Here is a 21727-nt window from a genome sequence, read left to right on the forward strand (position 1 = left end):
TTTTCGAGCTGGACGTCGATCCTTCCAGAATGCGCCGCCAGCCTGCCGGGAACAATGAGCCATGACGAAGACCGTGCTCATCGTTGAGGACAACGAACTGAACATGAAGCTCTTCAACGATCTGTTGGAAGGGCACGGCTACGCGACACTCAAGACGGCCAACGGCATCGAGGCGATCGAGCTCGCCCGCGCTCACAGGCCCGACCTGATCCTGATGGACATCCAGCTTCCGGAGGTCTCCGGACTGGAGGTCACGAAGTGGCTGAAGGAAGACGACGACCTCAAGCATATTCCGGTCATTGCCATTACGGCCTTCGCCATGAAGGGCGACGAGGAGCGCATCCGTGAAGGCGGCTGCGAAGCCTATCTCTCGAAGCCGATCTCCGTGGCTAAATTTCTTGCCACCGTCCGTCTCTATCTCGGCGACGGCGTCCGTTCATAATTGCGACCATCGGCGGTGTCGCCTGGCCGAGTTCATTTTAGATCGCGAGGACCGATGTCGGCCAAAGTCCTGATCGTCGATGATCTCTTTCCGAACGTGAAGCTGCTCGAGACCAAGCTGTCGCTGGAGTATTTCGACGTTTTGGCAGCGATGAACGGGCCGGATGCCATCGCGATCTGCGAGAAAGGTCTGTGCGACCTCGTCCTGCTCGACGTGATGATGCCCGGCATGGACGGGTTCGAGGTCTGTCGCCGACTCAAGAGCAATCCCAACACCGCCCATCTCCCGGTGGTGATGGTCACGGCACTCGATCAGCCGGCGGATCGTCTGCGCGGCCTCGATGCCGGAGCCGACGACTTCCTGACGAAGCCGATCGACGACACCGCCTTGTTCACACGTGTACGCAGCCTCGTCCGACTGAAGGCGGTCACCGACGAACTTCGCAACCGGGCGTTGGCCTCGCGTGAGTTCGGCATGGGCGATCCCCTCGCTCTGGCCGCTGCGGAGACCGGCCAGAACGCCTCGATCCTTCTGGTCGAGGATCGGAAGAGTTCGGCCGAGCGGCTCTCGGCGGCGCTGGGTCAGCACCATAAAGTGACGGTCGCCGCCGATCCGCACGATGCCCTCGTCCTCGCCGCCGAAGGGACGTTCGAACTCGCCCTCGTGAGCCTCGATCTGCAGGGGTTCGACGGCCTGCGCCTCTGCAGCCAGCTGCGCTCCCTCGACCGTACGCGGAACATGCCGGTGATGATGATCGCCGAGGAGCACGATCGTGCTCGGGTGATCCGTGGCCTCGAATTCGGCGTGCACGATTATCTCATGCGCCCCGTGGACCGGAACGAACTCGTCGCGCGCGTGCGCACCCAGGTGCGCCGCAGCCGATTCTCGGAGACCCTTCGCGGCGCCGTGCAGGCTTCGATGGAGATGGCCGTCACCGACGGCCTCACCGGCCTGCACAACCGGCGCTACCTCGACAGCCATCTCTCCGTGCTGTTTTGCGACGCGGCGCTGCGGCACCGACCGGTCTCGGCGCTGATGCTCGACATCGACCGGTTCAAGTCGATCAACGACACTTACGGCCACGAAGCCGGCGACGAGGTGCTCCGTGCCTTCGCCGGCCGCATTCGCCTGCATACCCGCGGCATCGACATCGTCGCCCGCTACGGCGGCGAGGAGGTCGTCATCATCCTGCCCGATGCGGAGCCGGACGCGGCCCATGTCATCGCCGAGCGTATCCGCGAGCGCATCGAGGCCGTACCGTTCCTGATCCAGCGTGAGACGCGGGAAGTCCGCGTCACCGTCTCCATCGGGGTGGCGTGCCGTCATGCTGATGACCAGGGACCGGCGGACATGCTGAAGCGGGCGGATCTCGCCCTCTACCGCGCCAAGTCCTCAGGGCGGAACAGGGTCGAAGCCGAAGCCGCCTGAGACCCGTCCGGGGATCAGAATTGCCTAGGCGCCTTGCCGGCCTCGCGCGCCCAGGCGATGGCGGCACCGAGCGCAGCGATCCACCAGCCCTGCCAGGCCCCGTGCTCGACGAAGGCCACCGCCGTGCACGAGCCGACGAGGCCGAGGGCGACCACGCTCTCACCCCGCGGCAGGCGTGCGATGAGCGCCAGCATCATCATCAGAATCGCCGCGGCCAGGCCGGCGCCGACGATGCCGAGCTCGGCCCAGATCTGCAGGAAGATATTGTGCGGGTGGCCCACCGCCAGCATCGGCCGCAGGTCCGGCTCGATCCGCGCGGCGACCGGCGTCTCGATGAACCGCGCCGAGGTGCCGAACCCGGCCCCGCGCCAGGGGTCGAGCGCCACGGCCGCGCCGAAACTGCGGGCGATGGCGACCCGGGCACGCGAAGAGCTCTGGACCAGCCGCTCGTGCATCGCCTCCGGCATCGCCCTGTTGAGGAGGTCGCCCTCCACGGGGGCGAGGATGAAGGAGAGGGCAAGGGCGAAGCCTGCGATGCCGAGACTGACTCTCCTCGGAACCAGGAATGCGATGAGCCCCATGGCGGCACCGGCTGCGAGCCCCATGGCGGCGGCACCACTGATCGACCGCAGGATCGCCGCGGCACTGATCGCGAGCACGAGAAGCGCCGCAATCCTGTATCCACGCCGGTAGAGAAGGAAGACGAGGGGCCCCGCGATCGGCAGAATTGTGAGGACTGGCCGGTTCAGGACGAACAGCGCGACCCGCGAACCCATGGCCCGATGGAGGGGGAGGTCGGTGGCCAGGGCCGCGACGACGTAGAGGCCGGCGAGCGCGATGGACCAAGCGGCGAGCCTGGGGGCGAAGGCCGGCATGTTTCCCGGCGCCAGGCGGGCGAGGAGATAGGCCGCGACGAGAGTCGGCAGGAACTCGCCGATGCTGCGCCAGGACAATCCTGCGAACGGACTCCAGGCGATGCTCGCAAGGGCCCAGCCGATGAAGGCGAGCGCGGCGAGGCCGATGGGCGTGGCGAGGGGGTTCAGCACGAACCGCATCGTTCCGCGTCGATCCTCGATCAGCCCTGCGGCGAGGAAAAGGAGGGCGCCGAGACCGACGACGACGGGGCTCGAGCGGTTCGCTAGCGCCATCGCCACGGGAAGCACGGCGAGGGTGATGGCACCAGCAATGCGCAGGCGCGCGACCGTGTCCGATCGAGGCAGTGTCGCTAACATCGGAAAGGGGGAGCCCGGCGACTACTGAAGCTCGTGGCCGCGCTTGCCCATCTCGGCACGCACGCGAACCATCATGTATTCCGATACGCCCTGTGTCCAAGTCTGCATGGCTTGGACGATCTCGTCGAGCACTTGCGGCTGGGTTTCGACGTAGCGCTTGCCGGCTGCCGAATGGAAGAAGGCGACGATCTCGGTGAGCTCAGCCTCGGACAGGCGGTTCGCATAGATCTTGGCCGCCGTCTCGATCATCATCTGCTTCTGCAGTTCCATCTCCGGCGCCAGCGAAGCCAGGACTTCGTCGAGATCCTTTGTCAGGTCCGGGCGGGTGATGGCGGCCTGCTTGATCTGCTGGCCGAAGGCCGGAAGGATCGAATCGAACGAGCGGGCGATGCCGGAACTGAGCGTGACCTCGCGGGCGAGGGCCAGATGGTTCGGGGTGAAGCTCGGCTGCTGGGCGGCGGGCGTCGTGGGGGCAGGGGCCGCTGGCTTTGCGCCGGGCTTGGCCGGTGCAGTCGGCTTCTGAGCCTGGGCATGGCCGATTGTCGGAACGGTCGCGGCGAGGAGACCCGCCATGACTTGAGCAGTGAGAACGGAGAAGAGGGGGCGGCGGGACATGGCGAGCGCTCCGGAGGGCGTGTCGATCAGAGGAAAAAGGAGACGTGGAGTCGCGTCAGACCGCGCCGAGACAGGTAACGTGAGCCTGCCCGTCGCGCGCCTCCGCGAGAATCGCACCGGTGGCGAGCCCCAGGAACAGACCGTGCTCGACGACTCCCGGCACAGCCCAGAGCGAAGCGGATAGGCGTTCCGGATCGGCGATGACCTTCAGATGGGCATCAAGGATCAGATGGCCGCCATCCGTGAAGAACGGTGCATTGCCAGGACCGATGCGCAGGACGAGGTCACCGGTGCAACCGGCCCTCTCGATCGCCCTTTCCAAGGCGATGCGGGTAGCGCCGAGCCCGAACGCGTTGACTTCGACCGGCAATGGAAACGCTCCGAGCGTCGTCACCGATTTCGCCGCGTCGGCGATCACCACCATACGGCGACTGGCGAAGGCCACGATCTTCTCCCGCAGAAGCGCGCCGCCGCCGCCCTTTACCAGGCGCATCCGGGCATCGATCTCGTCGGCGCCGTCGATCGTGAGGTCGAGTTCGGGCAGGTCTTCGAGGGTGGCCAGGGGAATGCCGACGCGCTCGGCCGCGACGCGCGTCGCCTCGGACGTGGGGACGCCCGTGACCTTCAGGCCATCATGTACCCGCGCCCCGAGAAGCTCCACGAAGACATTGGCGGTACTGCCGGTGCCGATGCCGAGCCGCATCCCGTCTTCGACGAGACCAATGGCGCGGGCGGCGGCGGCGCGACGCAGGTCCGGAGCGCTCACGAGTCAGTCCTGTCAGTGGAGAGGGTTGAAACGAGGCGCATGGTGAGGCTCTCGGACTAAGGCTTGACTGCGCCGCTGAAAGTCCGGAGGCCCTAGCACGGCTGGCAACGCCGTCCAACGCAGGCTGCGCCGAAGACTCGCAACGATCAGCGCCAGTCGTCAGGGCCGCGTGTTCTGGGGTGGCGTGGCGCTCGGTCCGGCGCGGCCCGGTGCCTGCCCGGTCGCGGCGGCCTCGTCGGTGCCGCTCGTGGCCGGATTCGCCTGCGCCGTGCACACCACCGCCTCCTTCTGAAGCTGGACGTAGCAGATGCTCATCTCGCCGGTGCGGTAGTTGACGCGGAACACCCCGGCCTCGCGGGTATGACGGGAGGCGACGAGGCCGTATTCCGACGGAGCCTGGGCGCTGGCGCCTTCCCCTGCACCATAGCAGACAGTGAGGCCGACGCTGCCGACAGCACCTTCGCGCAGACCATACTGACAGGACGTAACCTCGCCGGTCACCTTGTCCACACGGTAGACCCGGTTGAGGTCGATCTGCGGGGCGGGCACGAATTCATAGGACGCCGCCTCGGCCTCGCTGGCCGTCACGCAAAGGAGGGCAAACGCCGCCATACGCCAGCCTAGGCCCGTTCGGCTCCGCCTGCCCGATCGCAGGAGCGCGGCGGGAATGATCGACGTGAGCGCGAAATCAGTGGGCAGCATCGAACGCATGATCGCCTTCGTGTCCTGATGGAGACAGGGAATTCGGAGCACCGGCAAGGGAAGATGGATGCCGGGAGCCTCGTGTCTGCCGTTCTATAGAGGCCTTGCGGCGCAACCGTGGCCCGCTCGGCAGCGCCTTAATCGCATCACCGGGGGTGTTTAGCGAAGGCCGACACCCGAGCGAAGCCCTTTCGCTCCCGTCGCGCCTTCCATCTGACCAACCCTCGTGAGTGATCATGCCCAGCCTGCCGCCCATCGTCGTGTTCGATCTCGACGGGACCCTCGCCGAGACGGCAGGCGACCTCGTTGGCACCCTCAACGCGATCCTCGCTCGCGAGGGCCTTCCGACGCTTCCCCTCGATCGGGCACGCGACATGATCGGTGCCGGCGCGAAAGCGCTGATCCAGCGTGGCTTCGAGGCGGCCGGAGAGACCATCGATGATGTCCGCCTGCAGACGCTCTTCGTCGACTTCCTCGACCATTACGGCCGCCATCTGAGCGAGCATTCCTACCTGTTCCCCGGCGTCGAGGCGGCTCTGGATGCGTTGAGTGCGCGTGGTTTCCTGCTGGCGGTCTGCACCAACAAGGTCGAGGCTCATGCCAAGCAATTGCTGGAGGAACTCGGCGTCGCTGAACGGTTCGCGGCGATCTGCGGACGCGACACCTTCCCGGTCCACAAACCCAACCCGGCCCATATCACGCTCACGGTCGAGCGGGCGAAGGGCGACGTTTCCCGTGCCGTCATGGTGGGGGATTCCCGTGCCGATATCGACGCGGCGAAGGCGGCGGGCATTCCGGTGATCGCGGTTCCGTTCGGCTATACCGACCTTCCGGTGGAGCAACTCGGCCCCACCACGGTGATCCAACATTTCGATGCTTTGGAAGACGCGGTCGAAGCCCTCATTCCGGCTTCAGGCACGGTCTGAGGTGAATGGTGGGCGCGACAGGGATCGAACCTGTGACCCTTCGCGTGTGAAGCGAATGCTCTCCCGCTGAGCTACGCACCCGGACCGACGGCCTTCTAGGGCGAGCCCTGCCGACCCGTCAAGGGCCGTTCTGCGCTCTCGTGTCTGCCGGCGAACCGAGCCGTAACAACAGTGCCACCGGGATCAGGCCGACGAGGACGATGAGCAGGGCGGCCACCGCGCCGTCTTCGTAGGTGCCGCGGATCGCCTCGCCGTAGAGATGGGTCGCCAAGGTCTCGACGTTGAGCGGGCGTAGGAGAAGGGTTGCCGGTAACTCCTTCACACAATCAACGAAGACGAGCAGCGCGCCGCTGAGCACTGCCGGCCACGTCATCGGCAGGTGCACGCGCAGCAGCGTGGCGATGGGAGTCCGGCCCAGCATACGTCCGGCCTCTGCGAGGGAGCCTGGCACCTTGGACAATCCTGCCTCGCAGGCGCCGACTCCGACCGCGAGAAAGCGGACGAGATAGGCGACCACGAGGGCGCCCCCCGCACCGACGCCGATGATGGCCGGTGCGGTGCCGAAGAGCGTCGTCGTGACGCCGGACACGGCTCCATCCGCGAGCGTCAGCGGGCCGAGCAGCCCGATCGCCAGGATCGCGCCGGGGAGGGCATAGCCGAGGGCGGCGAGCCGGATCAGTCCCTGTCCGAAACGGCGTGAGACGAGACTCGGGGCGGCGGCGACGAAGAAACCACAGGCCGCAGCGAGCATCGTACCGAGCCCTGCATAGAGCAGTGTATTGCCAGCTTCGGCGATGACGCCGTGCGGGAACCCAAGTCGGCTGATCCGGGCGATCGCGGAGTGGACGAGGTAGGCCGCCGGGACCAGGAAGCCGATAACAATAGGGACCATGCCGAGGCCGAGCGCGGCCAGACCCAACGCACCGGAAAGACGGTGACGGGCCATGCTGCGCTGGCGCTGGGCAGAGCCCGCATAGCCGCGGCCGCGCCGCCCCCAACGCTCGATCGCGAGGAGCAGAAGCACCATCGCCAACATCACCAGAGCAATCTGCGCTGCGCCGGGTAGGTCCGAGCGATTGATCCAGGTGGCATAGACCTGCACCGTGAGCGTCCGGACTCCGAGGAATTCGGCGGCGCCGATATCGTTGAGCGTCTCCATCAGGGCGAGGCTGGTGCCGAGCGCGATGGCCGGGCGGGCCAGCGGCAGGGCGATCCTGAGGAAGACTGCAGACGGCGACCGCCCGAGGATGCGCGCCGCTTCGATGAGGCTGCCCGCCTGCATCAGGAACAGCGCCCGCGTCGGCAGGTAGACATAGGGATAGAGCACGAATCCAAGGAGTATGACGCAGCCCGGCAGGGAGCGAATTTCCGGTAGCAGCAGGTCCTTCGGCCGCGTGACGCCGAGGAGGTCGCGCAGGCCGCTCTGGGCCGGGCCGATCGGATGAAGCAGGTCGAGATAGGCGAAGGCGACGATATAGGTCGGCATCGCCAATGGCAGCAGCAGGCCGATCTCGATGAGGCGCCGGCCCCGGAACTCGTAGGCCGAGACGAGCCAGGCCGCACCTACTCCGAGCACAACCACGACGATGCCGACACCGCCCAGAAGCAGGGCCGTGGTCATCGTGGCCTGCGGCAGCACATGCGCGAGGAGATGCGGCCAGACCTCGCCCGAGCCCTGCATCGCCGTCAGCGTTAGGGACGCCACCGGACTGAGGATCAGAGCGGCCAGGGCGACGGCCGCCGCCGCCCATGCGAGAGGGGCGGCCCGCAGGCGTGGCGCCGTGACGTCAGCGGCGCCCGAGCCAATTGCGGCCCGCGTCTCGGCCAACTCGACTGTGACCGACATCGGCTTTGCGTCAGTTGTCGAAGCCGACCGTATCGACCAGCAGGCTCGCCGCTTTGCGGTTGCGGGCGATGTCGGCCAAGGGCACCGTATCGATGGTCAACGGGCCGAGTGCGGTGAGCAGCGGGTCCACCGGCGCACCGGGCTTCACCGGATACTCGAAATTTCCCTTCGCATAGAGGCCCTGGCCCTCGTCGGAGACGAGGTATTCGAGGAGCTTGACCGCCTCGTCACGGTTCGGCGCCGATTTGGCAACGACGGCGCCGGAGACATTCACGTGGGTGCCGCCGCCGGCGAAGGTCGGCAGAACGACCTTGATGCCGTCGCCCCATTTCTGCTGGTCCGGACCGCCCTTACCCGAGCGCATCAGGCCCACATAGTAGGAATTGCCGAGACCGACTGTACAGGTGCCGGCGAGGATGTCGCGGGCGACGTCGCGGTCACCGCCAGCGGGCTTGCGTGCGAGGTTGGCCTTCACACCGGTGAGCCAATCCTTCGCCTTCTCTGGTCCGTGCTTGACGATGAAGTGAGCGATCAGCGCCGTGTTGTAGGGATGCTGGCCCGCGCGCAGGCAGAGCTTGCCCTTCCATTTCGGGTTGGCGAGATCCTCGTAGGTCAGGGCGGTATCTGTGAGGTCCTTGTCGGCATAGGCGACGCGGGCGCGCATGGAGAGCGCGTACCAGAGGCCGCCGGAATCGCGCAGGGGCGCCGGAACGGCGGCGACCAGGGCCTCCGTGCGCACCGGCTGCGCCAGCCCGCGATCCACGAGTTCGATCAGGTTGCCGATGTCGACGGTCATGAGCACGTCCGCCTTCGAGCGTTCTCCCTCAGCGGCCACCCGCTCTGCGAGGCCCTTCTCGACAAAGACGGTGTTGACCGTGACGCCGCTCTTGGCGGTGTAGGCATCGAGCAGCGGTTTGATCAATCCGGGCTCCCGCGTAGTGTAAAGATTCACTTCGGCCGCGGAAGCTCCGGTGATCCAGGCGAATGCCACGGCACCGCCGAGTAGACATTGCGAAACCCAACCGACCATGATGTCCGTCCCCATTTTCCTAGTGAACGGTTCAGGGCGGCATCATGGGAGGAAATGCAAGCGCTATGTCTTTGATTTATTACAGTTAAAATCTGTACTTCGGGTTGCCGGAGGCCACGAACGGATAGGCTTGTTTAATCCGGTTCGATTGGAAAAACTAAGCTTGCCTCACTGTCGACATGCAGGCCGACGATGTCTCCCTCCCGCGTGGAGATGTCGTTCGCGACTGTCAGGCGCAAAGGCTCTGCAAGTCCTTCCGCTGCCAGGATCAGTTCCGAGAAGGCACCGAGGAAGCGACGCCGGATCACGCGCGCCGGGCAGCCGGCGCCGGGATCGGAGAGTGTAATGGATTCCGGCCTGACGCAGGAGAGAACCAGTGCTCCGTCCGCCGTGCCGGGAGCCGGGAACGCGCCGAGTTGCGTCCTGGCGACGCCGTCCATGCAGCGAGAGGGGAATGTAATGAGGTCGCCGAAGAAATTCGCGGCAAAGTGCGAGGTCGGGCGTCGATAGAGATCCGCTCCCGACCCGATCTGTACGATGCGGCCCTCCCGCATGAGGACGATACGATCGCTCACCAGAAGCGCTTCCTCAGGGTCGTGCGTCACCAGCAGCGCCGTTGCGCCGGTGGCGTGCAGGACCGAAACGGTATCGGCCCGGACTCTGTCCCGGTTGCGCCGGTCGAGATTCGAGAAGGGTTCGTCGAGGAGCAGAACGCGCGGTCCCGGTGCCAAGGCGCGGGCCAGCGCTACGCGCTGACTCTCTCCGCCGGAGAGCGTGCCGGGATAGCTCGAGGCCCGGTCGGCGAGGCCGACCTGTTCCAGCCGTGCCTTGGCTATGGCATCGGCCTCGCCGCTGCTCCATCGATGAAGGCCGAAGCGCACATTCTGCAGAACGGTAAGGTGAGGAAACAAGGCGTAGTCCTGGAACATCATGCCGACGCCGCGCTCCTCCGGCGGCATCCGAGCGCTCATCGCCCGCCCGTCGAGCAGAACATGACCGGCGCTCGGCTGTTCGAGCCCCGCCACTGCTCTCAGAAGGGTACTCTTGCCACAGCCGGAATCACCGAGAAGCGCGATGATCTCGCCTGCCCGGACCGAGAACGAGACGCCGTCAAGGGCGGTCTTCCGGCCGAATGCGATGGTGAGGCCCCGCGTTTCGAGGCGCGGGGGGGGATCGTCGGAGCGGCGGCCCTCGGTCGGATCGGGCTCGGCCATGACCTGTCTCTCACTTGCTGGCGCGGAAGGAATCAAGCGCTTCTCGCCGGATGACGCGTCAGGTCAAGCGGCCGCTTCGCATGCCGGGCGGTTCGTCGATCGCCGATCTAGGTTGACCGCAGCGCGGGTAAGGGGGCGGCCACGTCGCGTCGGATCGTGTCAGTGGGAAACCCTACTTCCCGCATATCCGTCCTTGGAACTGGGTTACGTCGCATAATATAGAATAAACTGGAATTACAGGGCTTATGTCGATCGTGTTCGAGGCTTTAGCGCTCGATCTGTCGATTCCATTCGAGTGTATATTTTAGACGAGAGGCAATGCGGCAGCATAATAGAGTCTGTCGATGCCGCAATGACCAAGCCAAAGACGATCCGAAACACCATCGTCTCTTAGGAAGTCCTTTGATCCTCAAACTCCAAAGCTTTTCCATGCTATTCGAGGACGAAAATCGGCCCTTTGACGGATCAGTGTGAAGCCGCAAAGTGTCGGGTCCGGGGCCGATCTCATCCGCTTTTGGTGACAATCCCGACTGTGTCTACCTGATCTTGGATGGCATCGCCTGCCGCTAAACGAAGCGGGCGAGAGGTGCCGGCTTGTGCTAGTCGTTGCAGGGTAAGCAGATCGAGGGCGGTATCAAGTACAACCCGATGCCTTGGCTGAGGGTCAACGCATCGATCTACGACACGGTCGAGCACAACAGCTGACCTCGGATCCCGCCAACCCCTTCCTCGCGATCCAGACGGGCAAGGTCGGCATTCAGGGCGGCGAGATCGAGGCGCTCGTCACCATCGCCGGCAATACCGACGTCATCGCCGCCTATGCCTGTACCGATGCGCGGGTGCTCCCCGGCGACACGGTTGGTGCAAGCGTAGAATCGATGCCTTTGCACTTGGTTTCGGTCTGGGTGAAGCATCGCTTCTCCCTATTTGGTATTCCTGGGTTACGGGTGGGCGGCAGCGTCTGCTAAATGGGCGAATCCTTCGACGGATCGACCAACAGCTTCAACACTCCGGCGGTGACTCTGGCCGACGCGATGGTCGGCTGTGAAGACGAACATTGGCGCGCGCAGATCAACGTATCGAATATCGCGGGCACTTAATATGTCTCCACCTGCCTCTCGCGCGGAGATTGCTTCGTTGGCACGAGCAGAACCGTCCTCGGTACGCTGACCTATACGTTTTAGTGGCGCCCTGCTGGCCACCGAATCCGCTTCAGAACGAAGGTAGATCGGAGGCGAACAACGTAACGTCGTCCATCCGGAACCGGCCATGCCGGATGAAGCGCAGGGAGGCCGCGATGGCGGTCCGATTGAGAATCATTAGGTCGTGGGTCGAGCCGATCGTGAGGTGGTCGGTCATGCCGGCGACCTGGGTTCGCGCCACGCTGACGCGTCCGTCATTGGGGCGTGGCAGGATCAGGAGCGACTCGATCGGCCAGAACGAGCGGTTGGCAGCGATGATCCCCAGCGGGAAGTCGACTTCGCCGAGGAGCGCACTGAGTTCCGCATTGCGGAAGGTCGTCAGTTGTGCGCCAGCCGGTCCGAAGAACAGCCGGTAGGGCAGCATCCGGTGGAGGAAATTCGCCACCTCGCTGCCGCCGTTGGGCGTGCCCAGCATCACCACGCGCCCGAGATTGGCCGGACGGTGCCGGGTGATGACCCCGCGCGCGACGAGGCCGCCCATGGAATGAGTGACGAAATGCAAGTGGTCGACGCCCGACGCGAAGGCGTCCACTTGCGGCGCGACACCCGCGACGATGCTCTCGATGCTGGCTCTTCGTCCGGGATAATCGATGTTGAGAGTCTGATAGCCCTCCGCGCGGAACGCGCGTTCCATCCGCCCGAGGGAGGCCGAGCGGCGTGCAATGCCGTGAAGGAGTACGACGCCCTCTACGCCTTGCCGGGCCGAATCCCGCGTCTGGAGACCGACAGTCGAGAGCGCTAGAGCCGCCATCGGATTGCTCTCCGCAACGCATCGCCCGAGAATAAGCGGGCTTTGGGCGGGGTAGTGCGGGCAACGGCCGTGATGCAAGCGAGGAAATGCGCGATCTTGCTGGTGGCCCTGGGATTGGCGCGCGACCGTCATTCGCATGCGGGTCCGAGAGGACATACATAGAACGCTGTTCCGGTACAGAAGACCCCATGCCCAGCGTCGCCGACATCCTGATCCCGCTCGCGCTCGACAACGCCTACAGCTACGCCGTGCCCGCAGGTCTGATCCTCGCGCCCGGCGATGTGGTGCAGGTGCCGCTCGGTCCTCGCGAGACCGTGGGGGTGGTCTGGCAGGTGTCGGAAAGCCCCGGCGGGTCGAACCTCAGGCCGGTGACCGGCCGGGTCGAGGCGCCGCCCCTGTCCGACTCCCTGCGGGAACTCGTCGACTGGCTCGCCCGCTACACCCTGGCGCCGAAGGGCTCGGCCCTGGCCATGGCCCTGCGCCTGCCCGACGAGGCGGCCCGCAGCGAGACGTCCCGCATCGGCGTACGCGCCTCGGGCAAGCCGCCCGCCCGGCCGACGGCGGCGCGAATGAAGGTGCTCGCCGTGGCCGCCGACGGGACGATGCGCGGCAAGAGCGCGCTCGCCAAGGAAGCCGGCGTCTCGCTCAGCGTGGTCGACGGCCTCATCGACGACGGCGCTCTGGAGGCGGTCGCCCTGGCCCCCGAGCCGGTGGCGCTGCCGCCCGACCCTGACCACGCGCGCGTTCCCCTGTCTGAGGCGCAGGCCGAGGCGTCGCAGAACCTCATCGACCTCGCTTTCCCATCCGCAGAGGGCGAAGGGGCGCCGAAGGCTCCGACCGTCCTCCTCGAAGGCGTCACCGGATCGGGCAAGACCGAGGTCTATTTCGAGGCCGTGGCCGAAGCTGTCCGGCGCGGGCATCAGGCGCTCATCCTCATGCCGGAAATCGCGCTGACGGCGCAGTTCCTCGGTCGGTTCGCCGAGCGTTTCGGAGTCCGCCCGGCCACGTGGCATTCGGGCATCGGAGCGAAGCGCCGCGAGCGCCTGCGCGCCGGGGTGGCGGCCGGCGAGGTCTCCGTCGTCGTCGGCGCGCGCTCCGCCCTGTTTCTGCCCTTCGCCGATCTCGGCCTCGTCGTCGTCGATGAGGAGCACGAGGCCGCCTACAAGCAGGAGGACGGCGTCCATTACCATGCCCGCGACATGGCGGTGGTGCGGGGACGGTTGGAGAACTGCCCGGTGGTGCTGGCCTCCGCGACCCCCTCCATCGAGACCAAGGTCAATGCCGAGAAGGGGCGCTACGCCCATATCGTCTTGCCCGAACGGTTCGGCGGGCGGCGGCTGCCGGACATCCACGCCATCGACATGCGCCTCGACAAGCCGGAGAAGGGCCGCTTCATCGCCCCGCCCCTGGTCAATGCCGTCCGCGCCACGATCGAGGCCGGCGATCAGGCGCTGCTGTTCCTCAACCGGCGGGGCTATGCCCCGCTCACCCTGTGCCGCGCCTGCGGCCACCGCTACCAATGCCGCAACTGCTCGACCTGGCTGGTGGAGCATCGCTTCCGCCGGGCTCTGGTCTGCCATCAATGCGGCTATGCCGAGCGCCGCCCGGAGGCCTGTACCGAATGCGGCACGTTCGACAACCTCACGCCGTGCGGGCCGGGGGTCGAGCGCATCGCCGAGGAGGTGGCGGCACTGTTTCCGGACAAGCGCGTCATCGTGCTCTCCTCGGACTTTCCCGGCGGCGCCGAACGTCTGCGCGCCGAGCTGCAGAGCGTGGCGGACGGCGACTGCGACATCGTCATCGGCACCCAGCTCGTCGCCAAGGGCCACAACTTCCCGCACCTCACCCTCGTCGGCGTGCTCGATGCCGATATCGGTCTCACCTCCGGCGATCCGCGCGCGGCCGAGCGCACGTTCCAGCTGTTGCAGCAGGTGACGGGCCGGGCAGGGCGCGGCGAGAGGCCGGGCCGCGCCCTGGTCCAGACCTACCAGCCGGACCATCCGGTGATCGCGGCACTCCTCTCCGGCGACGCGACGCGGTTCTACGAGGAAGAGATCGCCGCGCGGGAGGCCGCCGGCCTGCCGCCCTTCGGTCGGCTCGCCGCGCTGATCGTGTCGGCCAACGAACGTGACGTCGCTGAAGCGCATGGGCAGGCCCTGGCGCGCGCCGCCGAGCCGCCCGATGGCGTCATGGTGCTCGGGCCGGCCGAGGCGCCCCTCGCGCTGATCCGCGGGCGCTATCGCTTCCGGCTGCTGGTGAAGACCGAGCGCGCGGTCGATCTCCAGACCTATCTGCGGGACTGGCTGAAGCGTGGACCGAAGGTTCGCGGCAACGTGAAGGTCGCCATCGACGTCGACCCCCAGAGTTTCCTATAACACTGGCCCGACGTTCGCTTGGGTGGCGTTCGACGCGAAGACCTGCGGTCCGACGAAGTCATCTGACCCGACGAAGACCCGCGATCTGATCAGGAGTGCTGCACGTGCTGACCTACACCAAGAAGCCGGATTCGACCGTCGCGGAGATCGTCGTCGACGGTCAGATCACCGATCAGGACATGAACACCGTCATCGCCGCCATGCAGGCCGACCTCGACAAGGGCGGCAAACTCAAGCTGCTGGAGGATGTCCGCGAGTTCAAGGGCATGGAGCCGGCCGCCTTCTTCAAGGACGTGCGCTTCGGTCTGGCCATGATGAAGGGCGTCAGCCACGTCGCCCTCGTCACGGACGCGTCCTGGCTGCGCATGATCGCCGATACGTTCGGCAAGGTGTCGCCGGCCCAGATCAAGACCTTCGACCGCGCCCATATCGACGAGGCGCGGAGCTGGCTCGCCGCTGCGTAACGGCTATTCCGCCTGGGCGGTGCGCGTGGTCTGGCGCCGCGCCGTCCAGCTTCCCGAGCAGAGCGGGGAGACTTTCCAGGTACCGCGTCCGGAACGGGCGTCGAGCCGGCCCGAAGCGGCGCCGGTGGCCGATCCGTTCGACACGCTGAGGCCCACGGTCCCGTCCGTGCCGACGCGGCCCGTCATCGTCGCCCGCTCCGCCGAGGAGACGAGCCGGACCTGACCGTCCTGGACCGAGACCGAGTAGCTGTAGCGGCTGTCGCAGATGCCGCTCTCGGTCACCAGCTCCACCGACCAGGCACCGTTAAAGTTGGCGCCCTCACGGCCGATCGCCGGTTGAAGATGGGCCGAGGACAGTCCTGCTCCGAGCACCAGCACAGCGACGAGTTTCGACATGTTTCCCCCTGCGTTGAAGATGGACAAAGGATTCCCATGGCAGCCTCTCGGCGCTCTTGAAAGGAATCGAATGCTAAGTGAATCGTTAGAATCTATAGATATCGGAGCCGAAGGGCAAATTTATGGCATTTGCCGAGCTAAGCGTTGCCGTTGTATCGAGGGAATATTGACGGACGACGAGCCGAATCGTTCGAAATCACTAGCGAAACAAAAATGAAGTGATTTCGTGCGAGACCTATAGCCACGCTGATGTCTCGCCAAAGCGTCAGGCGCGGAAGCCGCGAAACGGGCCGATCGGTAGTCCGGTTCGCTTCAACGATCGAAGTAGGCCTGCAGGGCGTCGCGATCGCGCGTGATCGGCAGGGCGAGTTGGGCCAACACCCGCGCCTTGTCCGGTGTCAGATCGTCGGCGAAGACCGCGCCGGCCGTCTTCAGGGTGCTGCCGCCGCCGGGAAAGCCGTAGACCGGCAGGGCGCGGCCATTCTCGAGCTTGGTGGCGATGACGACGCTCACGCCCCGGGCGATGACGCTCTCGATCGCGGCGAGGAGGGCTGCGTTGACGTTGCCCATGCCGAGGGCCGCCACCACGATCCCCTCGGCGCCGGTCTCGGCGGCATGGCGAATCTGACTGCCGTCCGCGCCGGCGTACATGCCGACGATGTCCACCCTGGCCAGCCGGTCGGGCAGGGGCAGGGTCTGCCGTCGCAGGGGGGCGCGGCGGAGCACCACCCGATCCTCGTCGATCGTGCCGAGATAGCCTGTCTCGCCGGAGCGGAAGGTCTCGACGTTGTTGGTGTGGGTCTTCCTCACCTCGCGCGCCGCGTTGATCGCGTGATTGAGCGTCACCGTGACGCCGAGCGACGCGGCGCCTGGCGTCAGGATCTGGCGCACGGCGTTGAGCAGGTTGCGCGCGCCGTCGCTGTCGGGATCGGAGGCGTTGCGCTGAGCGCCGATGACCACGACCGGCTTGTCGCTGCGAAGGGTCAGGTCGAGGAAGAAGGCGGTGGTATCGAGGGTGTCGGTCCCGTGCAGGATCACGGCGCCGGCGACGTCCGCATCGCCGAGCAATCCCTCGACGGCTCGCGTGAGCGAGGGCCACAGGTCCGGTCCCATCTCCGCGCTCGGGATGTTCGAGAACTCCGTCACGGCAATGCGCGCAAGCCCTTCCAGGCCCGGCGCAGCGGCGACGAGGTCGGCACCCGACAGAGCCGGCACCGGTGCATGCGTCACCGGATCGACCTTCATCGCGATGGTGCCGCCGGTGGCGACCACCGCCACCGTCGGCAGGGACATGCCGGCCATATCCGGCCTCAATCCGTGAGGGGCCGCGCCTCTTCGGGCAGCATGATCGGGATGCCGTCGCGGATCGGGTAGGCGAGCTTCGCCGAACGGCTGATCAGCTCCTGGCGGACGGAATCGTAATCGAGCGACTGCTTGGTCAGCGGGCAGACCAGGAGTTCGAGGAGCTTGGGGTCGACGCGCGTGGCTTCCACGGCATTGGGGATTTCTTCGGCCATCGTCTTCTGTCCTCGGGTCACGATCGGTGAGGGTCTATTGCAGGGTCGGCTCCGACCCCGATCCACGCACCAACTCCATCTCGGTCACCGCAATCAAGACCTCGGCCCGCGTCTTGAGGTCGAGGGCCTCCAGCATCGCCTGTTTTTCCCGCGAGCCGAACGGGCTCATCATGCACAGGGCGTTGACGAGAGCCTCGTTCGGCGCCTCGTCGATACCGGCCCAATCGACCTTGAGATCGTTGACCTCGACGAAATCCCTCAACGCCTTCAGCACGCCCTCCCGATCCACCGCCTCTTCGCCGGCCCGCGGCTCGAAATCACTGACGAAATCGTCGTAGGAGACCTGGCAGCGCCGGTAGCGCGTGGTGGTGGCCAGTTCGCTGACGATGCGGAACCGGCTGATCCCGGTGAGTGAGATGAGATAGCGCCCGTCGCCGGTCTCGGCGAACTGGGTGATCCGGCCAACGCAGCCGACGCGGAAGAGCTTCGGCGTCATCGGCGACGACCCGCTCTCCACGTCGGGCTGGATCATGCCGATGACGCGGTCCGTCTTCAGAGCGTCGTCCACCATGGCGAGGTAGCGCGGCTCGAAGATGTTCAGCGGCATCTGCCCACGCGGCAGCAGCAACGCGCCGGGGAGAGGAAAGACGGGGATGACTCCGGGGCAATCGCCCGGTCCCTTGTAGCCCGCATGGGTGCTCATCGCGTCTCTCCGCCCTGGCGTTGGTGCGTCACGCGAAGACCAGCGTCGAAAGTCGCCGCCGGCCTCGGATCGAAGCCTTGTCCATCAGGCCCCAGGCCTCGAAGAAAGTGAGAAGCTGCTTGCGCGCCGCCCCGTCGCTCCAGCTCTTGTCGCGCCGCTCGATCTCGATCAGCTCGTCCACCGCCTCGTCGCGCTTGCCGAGCCCGTTGAGGCCGAGCGCGAAGTCGAAACGCGCCTGGAAATCGGCCGGATCCGCAGCGATGCGTTGCTGGAACACGCCGAGATCGCCGAGGGAGGCCGCCTGTTCGGCGAGCTCCACCGCCGCGCGGATGCTGGCGAGTGCCGGATCGGACGCCTTCTCGAAGGGCGCCATGTCGAGGATCTGCCGGGCATTGGCGACCTCGCCGGCATCGAGTTGGATCTTGGCGAGCGCTGCGAGCGCCACCAGGTTCTCCGGCTCCTCCCCGAGGACGGCTGCGTAAAGCTCGGACGCACCGGCGAAATCGCCCTCGCCAAGCGCGACCTCGGCCTCGGCCATCATCGCCTCCACCGGCGTCGGGCCGGCGGGGCCTGTGAGCCGTCCGATGAACTCCTTGATCTCGCTCTCGGGCAGCGCGCCGACGAAGCCGTCGACCGGGCGCCCCTTGTCGATGGCGATGACCGCGGGGATCGATTGCAGGCCGAGCTGCTGGCTGATCTGGCTCCAGATGGCCGGGTTCTCGTCAATGTTTACCTTGGTGAGGACGACGCGGCCTTGCGCCGCCTTCACCGCCTTCTCGATCAGCGGCGTCAGCTGCTTGCAGGGTCCGCACCACGTCGCCCAGAAATCCACCAGCACGGGCTGGGTCATGGACGCCGTGATCACCTCGTCGCGGAACGTGGCGGTGGTGACATCCTTGATGAGGTTTTCGGGACCGCCAGCCGGGCTCACTCCGGCGGTGGAAACGTCGTTCAGCATGCCATCCTCAACTCTCGCGGCCGGATCGTCGGCAAACATGCCGGTCTCGCCGTTCAGATTGTCCCTGCCCTAAATGGGCGCAACGACACGTCGAGACCAGACCGCCCGCGAGGCAATTCCGACCCCGGACGGATGCCCGGAATCAGGGCTTGGGCGCGTCGGCCGGCGTCTTCGCATCGGTCACGAACCTCGCCTCGTAACGACCCTTGGCGGCGTTCGCCTCGCAGGTGATCGCCGTCTTGCCCGCCGCCGGGCTGCTGAAGCTGCACGCCCCCACCGCGACGAGCGGTCCCTGCACCACCCCGTCGTTGGTCTTCTCGCTCGGCACCACGAGGTTGATCGGCTGGAGCGCGTCGGTCTCCTCCGTCCGCTCCTGCTGGGCGCCGCTGCCGCTGAAGCTCAGCACGCGACCGTCCCAGGCCGAGAAGTCGAAGCTCGTCCGGTTGCGGGACACGGTGTTCATCATCGTGTCCTTGCAGTTCTGGGTGATGTCCAGCCCCGCCACGATCAGCTTCTCGCACGTCCCTTCGAGCTTGACCGCCGTCTGGGCCGAGGCCGAACCGGCCGTGGCGAGCATGGCCAATGTCAGCGGCAGGCCGAGCAGGATCGAGCGGGCGGCGGAGCGGGGAAGGGCGTTTCGTGTCGTCATACCGCAGATGTATGTCCGCCATCCGATCTGTCGAGGCCCGATCGCCGCGAACCTCGTCATCTCAAGCTCCAAAGCGCAGGGCGCGGTCGTTGGGCGCATCGAGATCGATCTCCGGACCCTTCGGCACGATGCCGGTCGGGTTGATGGTCGGATGGCTCTCGTAATAGTGCCGCTTGATATGGGTGAGGTTCACCGTGCCGGCGACGCCCGGCAGCGCGTAGAGGTCGCGCAGATAGTGCGACAGATTCGGATAGTCGGCGATCCGGCGCAGGTTGCATTTGAAGTGCCCGACATAGACCGGATCGAACCGCACCAGCGTCGTGAACAGTCGGATGTCGGCCTCCGTGAGAGCCGACCCGCAGAGGTAGCGCGCCCGGCCCAGCCGCTCGTCGAGGCTGTCGAGTTCGGCGAACAGCGCGTCGAAGGCCTCCTCGTAGGCGTCCTGCGTCGTCGCGAAGCCGGTTTTGTAGACCCCATTGTTGACCGCATCGTAGACCCGCGCGTTCACCGCATCGATCTCGTCGCGCAAGGCCTCCGGGTAGAGGTCGGGGCCGGATCCGCCGAATGCGTCGTTCAGCATCCTGATGATCTCGGAGGATTCGTTGGAGACGATGGTGCGGCGCTGCTTGTCCCACAGGATCGGCACCGTGACCCGGCCGGTGAAGTCCGGCACCGCCGCGAGATAGACCTCGTAGAGGCGGCTCGCTCCGTTCACCGCGTCGGGGGTGGCGCCCGGCGTGTCACCGAAGACCCAGCCGTCCGAGCCCATCAGCGGATCGACCACCGAGACGGTGATCGCCTGTTCGAGGCCCTTGAGGGCCCGCACGATCAGGGCGCGATGTGCCCAGGGGCAGGCGAGCGAGACGTAGAGGTGATAACGCCCGGCCTCGCCCCGGAAACCGCCTTCGCCGGAAGGACCGGGCTCGCCGTCGGCAGTGACCCAGTTGCGGAACTTGGCTTCGGTACGCTTGAAGCGGCCGCCCGTCTCCTTCGTATCGTACCACTTGTCCTGCCAAATGCCGTCGACGAGCAGCCCCATCCGCCATCCCTCCCTACGCGTTGCCTGTCACAGATGGGCTGTGCATCTCCGGGGGGGAAGGGCGTCGGAGAGTGGAGCGGCGACTGGATTGCGCCCACTCCCGCTCCATCTGCGGACGATGACATTGTCCGGCGAACTCACATCCGATCCACTGATCGTCACACTGGAGATGGATCCGGCGACCTTCGTGCGTTTCGACGGGTTGCGACGGCGGCATTTTCCGGAGGCCCTCAACCATCTCCCGGCCCATGTGACGCTGTTCCACCATCTGCCCGGAGGCGATGAGCAGGACATCGCCGCGACCCTCGCCGAACTCACGGCGGTCGAGGAGCCGGTGATGGTCGAGGTGACGGGACTTCGCTTCCTGGGGCGCGGCGTCGCCTTCACGCTCGCCTCCGAGCCTCTCGCCTCCATCCGGAACAGCATCGCCCGGCGCTACGAGAATCTCCTGACGGCGCAGGACCGGCAGGGCTGGAGGCCGCATGTCACGGTCCAGAACAAGGTTTCGCCGGAGGTCGCCCGCAATCTCCAACATGCCCTGGAACTCGATTTCAAGCCGTTCAGCTTCACCGCGGCGGGACTCCTGCTCTGGCGCTACCTTGGTGGACCGTGGCAACAGCGGGGACGCTACGCCTTCGGGCTGGTTCGATGATCGAAGGACGACGACCGGACGATGAAGACCGCAGCATGAAGGCGCCGCTCCCGACCTATCTCGACCACCCGCTGTTCAGCCGGGCCACCGCCCTGTGGCTGCGCCTTCGCCTCAACGAGGTCGGCCCCCTCATGGCGCTGCTCGGCGTGAGCCTCCTCGGCTACGCCTTCTTCTATCTCGCCGACGAGGTCGGGGAGGGCTCCACTGCGGCGCTCGACCGCAAGATCCTGCTTTCCCTGCGCAATCCGGCCGACCTGTCCGACCCGATCGGGCCGCGCTGGCTGGAAGAGACGATGCGCGACATCACCGGATTGGGAAGCGTCTTCACCATCACCTTCGTCACCCTGAGCGCGGTCGCCTATCTCGCGCTGACCCGACGGCACCGTATCGCGCTCTTTGTCCTGGGCGCCATCGGCGGCGGATTGCTCGTCTCCACGGTGCTGAAGATGTTCTACCACCGGCCGCGGCCGGACCTCGTCCCCCACGGGATGGACGTGTTCACCGCGAGCTTCCCCAGCGGCCATGCCATGATGTCGGCCATCGCCTACCTGACCCTTGCGACGCTTCTCGCCCGCGTCGATCCGAACCGGTCGGTGAAGGTGCTGGTCCTCGTCCTGGGCGTCGGGATGACGCTGCTGGTCGGGGCGAGCCGGATCTATCTCGGCGTCCACTGGCCGAGCGACGTGCTCGCCGGCTGGTGTATCGGCGCCGCCTGGGCCTCCCTGTGCTGGTTCGTGGCCCTGATCCTCCAGCGCAGGGGAGAGGTGGAGTCTCCTGATCCGCCGCCGGGCTGACGCGGCGGCGGGTTTTCGACCGTGAT

24 protein-coding genes and 1 tRNA gene are annotated in these 21727 nt (G+C 66.3%); 9 read left to right on the forward strand and 16 right to left on the reverse strand.

The features are described from left to right. The first annotated feature begins 61 nt into the window (after positions 1 to 61). Positions 62 to 442, forward strand: a complete 381-nt coding sequence (locus ACFQ4G_RS01040; protein WP_019905553.1) for a response regulator — start codon at positions 62 to 64, stop codon at positions 440 to 442. A 54-nt stretch (positions 443 to 496) separates the two neighbouring features. Then, positions 497 to 1870, forward strand: a complete 1374-nt coding sequence (locus ACFQ4G_RS01045; protein WP_238206953.1) for a PleD family two-component system response regulator — start codon at positions 497 to 499, stop codon at positions 1868 to 1870. A 14-nt stretch (positions 1871 to 1884) separates the two neighbouring features. Here ACFQ4G_RS01045 and ACFQ4G_RS01050 read toward each other — a convergent pair whose 3' ends face one another. From ACFQ4G_RS01050 to ACFQ4G_RS01065, 4 genes are all read right to left on the reverse strand, one after another. Then, positions 1885 to 3102 (reverse strand): O-antigen ligase family protein, encoded by a 1218-nt coding sequence (locus tag ACFQ4G_RS01050; RefSeq protein ID WP_238206951.1) that lies wholly within the window; start codon positions 3100 to 3102, stop codon positions 1885 to 1887. A gap of 21 nt (positions 3103 to 3123) precedes the next feature. Next, complete coding sequence (locus tag ACFQ4G_RS01055) at positions 3124 to 3717, reverse strand: DUF2059 domain-containing protein (protein ID WP_379039513.1); 594 nt, start codon at positions 3715 to 3717, stop codon at positions 3124 to 3126. A 55-nt stretch (positions 3718 to 3772) separates the two neighbouring features. Further along, positions 3773 to 4483 carry a ribose-5-phosphate isomerase RpiA gene (gene rpiA, locus ACFQ4G_RS01060; RefSeq protein WP_238206949.1) on the reverse strand — a complete coding sequence of 237 codons (711 nt, stop codon included), beginning with the start codon at positions 4481 to 4483 and terminating at the stop codon, positions 3773 to 3775. 159 nt (positions 4484 to 4642) lie between these two features. Next, a complete protein-coding gene (locus ACFQ4G_RS01065) occupies positions 4643 to 5095 on the reverse strand; it encodes a hypothetical protein (protein WP_238206947.1) in 453 nt (150 codons plus the stop codon). Positions 5096 to 5421: 326 nt separating this feature from the next. Here ACFQ4G_RS01065 and gph point away from each other — a divergent pair, with 326 nt between their 5' ends. Next, the gene (gph, locus tag ACFQ4G_RS01070; RefSeq protein WP_238206945.1) at positions 5422 to 6111 is read left to right on the forward strand and encodes a phosphoglycolate phosphatase; all 690 of its coding nucleotides are present in this window, start codon (positions 5422 to 5424) and stop codon (positions 6109 to 6111) included. 6 nt (positions 6112 to 6117) lie between these two features. Here gph and ACFQ4G_RS01075 read toward each other — a convergent pair. From ACFQ4G_RS01075 to ACFQ4G_RS01090, 4 genes are all read right to left on the reverse strand, one after another. Beyond that, a tRNA-Val gene (locus ACFQ4G_RS01075) sits at positions 6118 to 6192 on the reverse strand. A 37-nt stretch (positions 6193 to 6229) separates the two neighbouring features. Beyond that, entirely contained in the window at positions 6230 to 7957 is a 1728-nt protein-coding gene (locus tag ACFQ4G_RS01080; protein ID WP_238206942.1) for an ABC transporter permease, read from the reverse strand. A 10-nt stretch (positions 7958 to 7967) separates the two neighbouring features. Further along, positions 7968 to 8987, reverse strand: a complete 1020-nt coding sequence (locus tag ACFQ4G_RS01085) for an extracellular solute-binding protein (protein ID WP_238206940.1) — start codon at positions 8985 to 8987, stop codon at positions 7968 to 7970. A 134-nt stretch (positions 8988 to 9121) separates the two neighbouring features. After that, positions 9122 to 10201: an ABC transporter ATP-binding protein gene (locus ACFQ4G_RS01090; protein WP_238206938.1), complete on the reverse strand. Its 1080-nt coding sequence runs from the start codon at positions 10199 to 10201 to the stop codon at positions 9122 to 9124. A gap of 653 nt (positions 10202 to 10854) precedes the next feature. Here ACFQ4G_RS01090 and ACFQ4G_RS01095 point away from each other — a divergent pair. Both ACFQ4G_RS01095 and ACFQ4G_RS01100 read left to right on the forward strand, forming a co-directional pair. After that, positions 10855 to 11169 carry a hypothetical protein gene (locus ACFQ4G_RS01095; RefSeq protein ID WP_238206937.1) on the forward strand — a complete coding sequence of 105 codons (315 nt, stop codon included), beginning with the start codon at positions 10855 to 10857 and terminating at the stop codon, positions 11167 to 11169. Then, positions 11170 to 11301 carry a hypothetical protein gene (locus tag ACFQ4G_RS01100; RefSeq protein WP_379039517.1) on the forward strand — a complete coding sequence of 44 codons (132 nt, stop codon included), beginning with the start codon at positions 11170 to 11172 and terminating at the stop codon, positions 11299 to 11301. A gap of 112 nt (positions 11302 to 11413) precedes the next feature. On the opposite strand, the gene ACFQ4G_RS01105 is transcribed toward ACFQ4G_RS01100, so the two are convergent. Then, entirely contained in the window at positions 11414 to 12154 is a 741-nt protein-coding gene (locus ACFQ4G_RS01105; protein ID WP_238206935.1) for an esterase/lipase family protein, read from the reverse strand. 188 nt (positions 12155 to 12342) lie between these two features. Between ACFQ4G_RS01105 and ACFQ4G_RS01110 the strand changes: the two genes are divergently transcribed. Further along, positions 12343 to 14529, forward strand: a complete 2187-nt coding sequence (locus tag ACFQ4G_RS01110; protein ID WP_238206934.1) for a primosomal protein N' — start codon at positions 12343 to 12345, stop codon at positions 14527 to 14529. A 104-nt stretch (positions 14530 to 14633) separates the two neighbouring features. Further along, entirely contained in the window at positions 14634 to 14993 is a 360-nt protein-coding gene (locus tag ACFQ4G_RS01115) for a SpoIIAA family protein (RefSeq protein WP_238206933.1), read from the forward strand. A gap of 3 nt (positions 14994 to 14996) precedes the next feature. On the opposite strand, the gene ACFQ4G_RS01120 is transcribed toward ACFQ4G_RS01115, so the two are convergent. The 7 genes from ACFQ4G_RS01120 to ACFQ4G_RS01150 form a co-directional block, all read right to left on the reverse strand. Beyond that, positions 14997 to 15389, reverse strand: coding sequence for a hypothetical protein (locus tag ACFQ4G_RS01120; protein ID WP_238206930.1), 393 nt, complete (start codon positions 15387 to 15389; stop codon positions 14997 to 14999). A gap of 312 nt (positions 15390 to 15701) precedes the next feature. Continuing rightward, the gene (locus tag ACFQ4G_RS01125; RefSeq protein ID WP_238206928.1) at positions 15702 to 16691 is read right to left on the reverse strand and encodes an asparaginase; all 990 of its coding nucleotides are present in this window, start codon (positions 16689 to 16691) and stop codon (positions 15702 to 15704) included. Positions 16692 to 16699: 8 nt separating this feature from the next. Beyond that, on the reverse strand, positions 16700 to 16906 hold the full coding sequence (locus ACFQ4G_RS01130) for a Trm112 family protein (protein ID WP_238206926.1): 207 nt from the start codon (positions 16904 to 16906) through the stop codon (positions 16700 to 16702). A 34-nt stretch (positions 16907 to 16940) separates the two neighbouring features. Next, positions 16941 to 17609: an LON peptidase substrate-binding domain-containing protein gene (locus ACFQ4G_RS01135; RefSeq protein ID WP_238206924.1), complete on the reverse strand. Its 669-nt coding sequence runs from the start codon at positions 17607 to 17609 to the stop codon at positions 16941 to 16943. Between the two features lie 28 nt (positions 17610 to 17637). Beyond that, a complete protein-coding gene (locus tag ACFQ4G_RS01140; protein ID WP_238206922.1) occupies positions 17638 to 18567 on the reverse strand; it encodes a thioredoxin family protein in 930 nt (309 codons plus the stop codon). A 142-nt stretch (positions 18568 to 18709) separates the two neighbouring features. Beyond that, positions 18710 to 19216, reverse strand: a complete 507-nt coding sequence (locus ACFQ4G_RS01145) for a hypothetical protein (RefSeq protein WP_379039521.1) — start codon at positions 19214 to 19216, stop codon at positions 18710 to 18712. Positions 19217 to 19277: 61 nt separating this feature from the next. Beyond that, positions 19278 to 20255, reverse strand: a complete 978-nt coding sequence (locus ACFQ4G_RS01150) for a glutathione S-transferase family protein (RefSeq protein WP_238206920.1) — start codon at positions 20253 to 20255, stop codon at positions 19278 to 19280. 118 nt (positions 20256 to 20373) lie between these two features. Between ACFQ4G_RS01150 and ACFQ4G_RS01155 the strand changes: the two genes are divergently transcribed. Both ACFQ4G_RS01155 and ACFQ4G_RS01160 read left to right on the forward strand, forming a co-directional pair. Beyond that, on the forward strand, positions 20374 to 20907 hold the full coding sequence (locus ACFQ4G_RS01155) for a 2'-5' RNA ligase family protein (protein WP_238207055.1): 534 nt from the start codon (positions 20374 to 20376) through the stop codon (positions 20905 to 20907). A gap of 35 nt (positions 20908 to 20942) precedes the next feature. Beyond that, the gene (locus ACFQ4G_RS01160; RefSeq protein ID WP_238206918.1) at positions 20943 to 21701 is read left to right on the forward strand and encodes a phosphatase PAP2 family protein; all 759 of its coding nucleotides are present in this window, start codon (positions 20943 to 20945) and stop codon (positions 21699 to 21701) included. Positions 21702 to 21727: the final 26 nt, after the last annotated feature.

The organism is Methylobacterium marchantiae (assembly GCF_042679825.1).
Lineage (GTDB): Bacteria > Pseudomonadota > Alphaproteobacteria > Rhizobiales > Beijerinckiaceae > Methylobacterium > Methylobacterium marchantiae.

Bases quoted from the DNA above. Each gene is read 5' to 3' on its own strand.
- ACFQ4G_RS01145 (WP_379039521.1), bottom strand. From the start codon at position 19,216: ATGACGACACGAAACGCCCTTCCCCGCTCCGCCGCCCGCTCGATCCTG.
- ACFQ4G_RS01140 (WP_238206922.1), bottom strand. From the start codon at position 18,567: ATGCTGAACGACGTTTCCACCGCCGGAGTGAGCCCGGCTGGCGGTCCC.
- ACFQ4G_RS01125 (WP_238206928.1), bottom strand. From the start codon at position 16,691: ATGGCCGGCATGTCCCTGCCGACGGTGGCGGTGGTCGCCACCGGCGGC.
- gph (WP_238206945.1), top strand. From the start codon at position 5,422: ATGCCCAGCCTGCCGCCCATCGTCGTGTTCGATCTCGACGGGACCCTC.
- ACFQ4G_RS01110 (WP_238206934.1), top strand. From the start codon at position 12,343: ATGCCCAGCGTCGCCGACATCCTGATCCCGCTCGCGCTCGACAACGCC.
- ACFQ4G_RS01055 (WP_379039513.1), bottom strand. From the start codon at position 3,717: ATGTCCCGCCGCCCCCTCTTCTCCGTTCTCACTGCTCAAGTCATGGCG.
- ACFQ4G_RS01155 (WP_238207055.1), top strand. From the start codon at position 20,374: ATGACATTGTCCGGCGAACTCACATCCGATCCACTGATCGTCACACTG.
- ACFQ4G_RS01120 (WP_238206930.1), bottom strand. From the start codon at position 15,389: ATGTCGAAACTCGTCGCTGTGCTGGTGCTCGGAGCAGGACTGTCCTCG.
- ACFQ4G_RS01065 (WP_238206947.1), bottom strand. From the start codon at position 5,095: ATGGCGGCGTTTGCCCTCCTTTGCGTGACGGCCAGCGAGGCCGAGGCG.
- ACFQ4G_RS01130 (WP_238206926.1), bottom strand. From the start codon at position 16,906: ATGGCCGAAGAAATCCCCAATGCCGTGGAAGCCACGCGCGTCGACCCC.
- ACFQ4G_RS01090 (WP_238206938.1), bottom strand. From the start codon at position 10,201: ATGGCCGAGCCCGATCCGACCGAGGGCCGCCGCTCCGACGATCCCCCC.
- ACFQ4G_RS01085 (WP_238206940.1), bottom strand. From the start codon at position 8,987: ATGGTCGGTTGGGTTTCGCAATGTCTACTCGGCGGTGCCGTGGCATTC.
- ACFQ4G_RS01105 (WP_238206935.1), bottom strand. From the start codon at position 12,154: ATGGCGGCTCTAGCGCTCTCGACTGTCGGTCTCCAGACGCGGGATTCG.
- ACFQ4G_RS01160 (WP_238206918.1), top strand. From the start codon at position 20,943: ATGAAGGCGCCGCTCCCGACCTATCTCGACCACCCGCTGTTCAGCCGG.
- ACFQ4G_RS01135 (WP_238206924.1), bottom strand. From the start codon at position 17,609: ATGAGCACCCATGCGGGCTACAAGGGACCGGGCGATTGCCCCGGAGTC.
- ACFQ4G_RS01045 (WP_238206953.1), top strand. From the start codon at position 497: ATGTCGGCCAAAGTCCTGATCGTCGATGATCTCTTTCCGAACGTGAAG.
- ACFQ4G_RS01150 (WP_238206920.1), bottom strand. From the start codon at position 20,255: ATGGGGCTGCTCGTCGACGGCATTTGGCAGGACAAGTGGTACGATACG.
- ACFQ4G_RS01050 (WP_238206951.1), bottom strand. From the start codon at position 3,102: ATGTTAGCGACACTGCCTCGATCGGACACGGTCGCGCGCCTGCGCATT.
- ACFQ4G_RS01040 (WP_019905553.1), top strand. From the start codon at position 62: ATGACGAAGACCGTGCTCATCGTTGAGGACAACGAACTGAACATGAAG.
- ACFQ4G_RS01100 (WP_379039517.1), top strand. From the start codon at position 11,170: ATGGGCGAATCCTTCGACGGATCGACCAACAGCTTCAACACTCCGGCG.
- ACFQ4G_RS01080 (WP_238206942.1), bottom strand. From the start codon at position 7,957: ATGTCGGTCACAGTCGAGTTGGCCGAGACGCGGGCCGCAATTGGCTCG.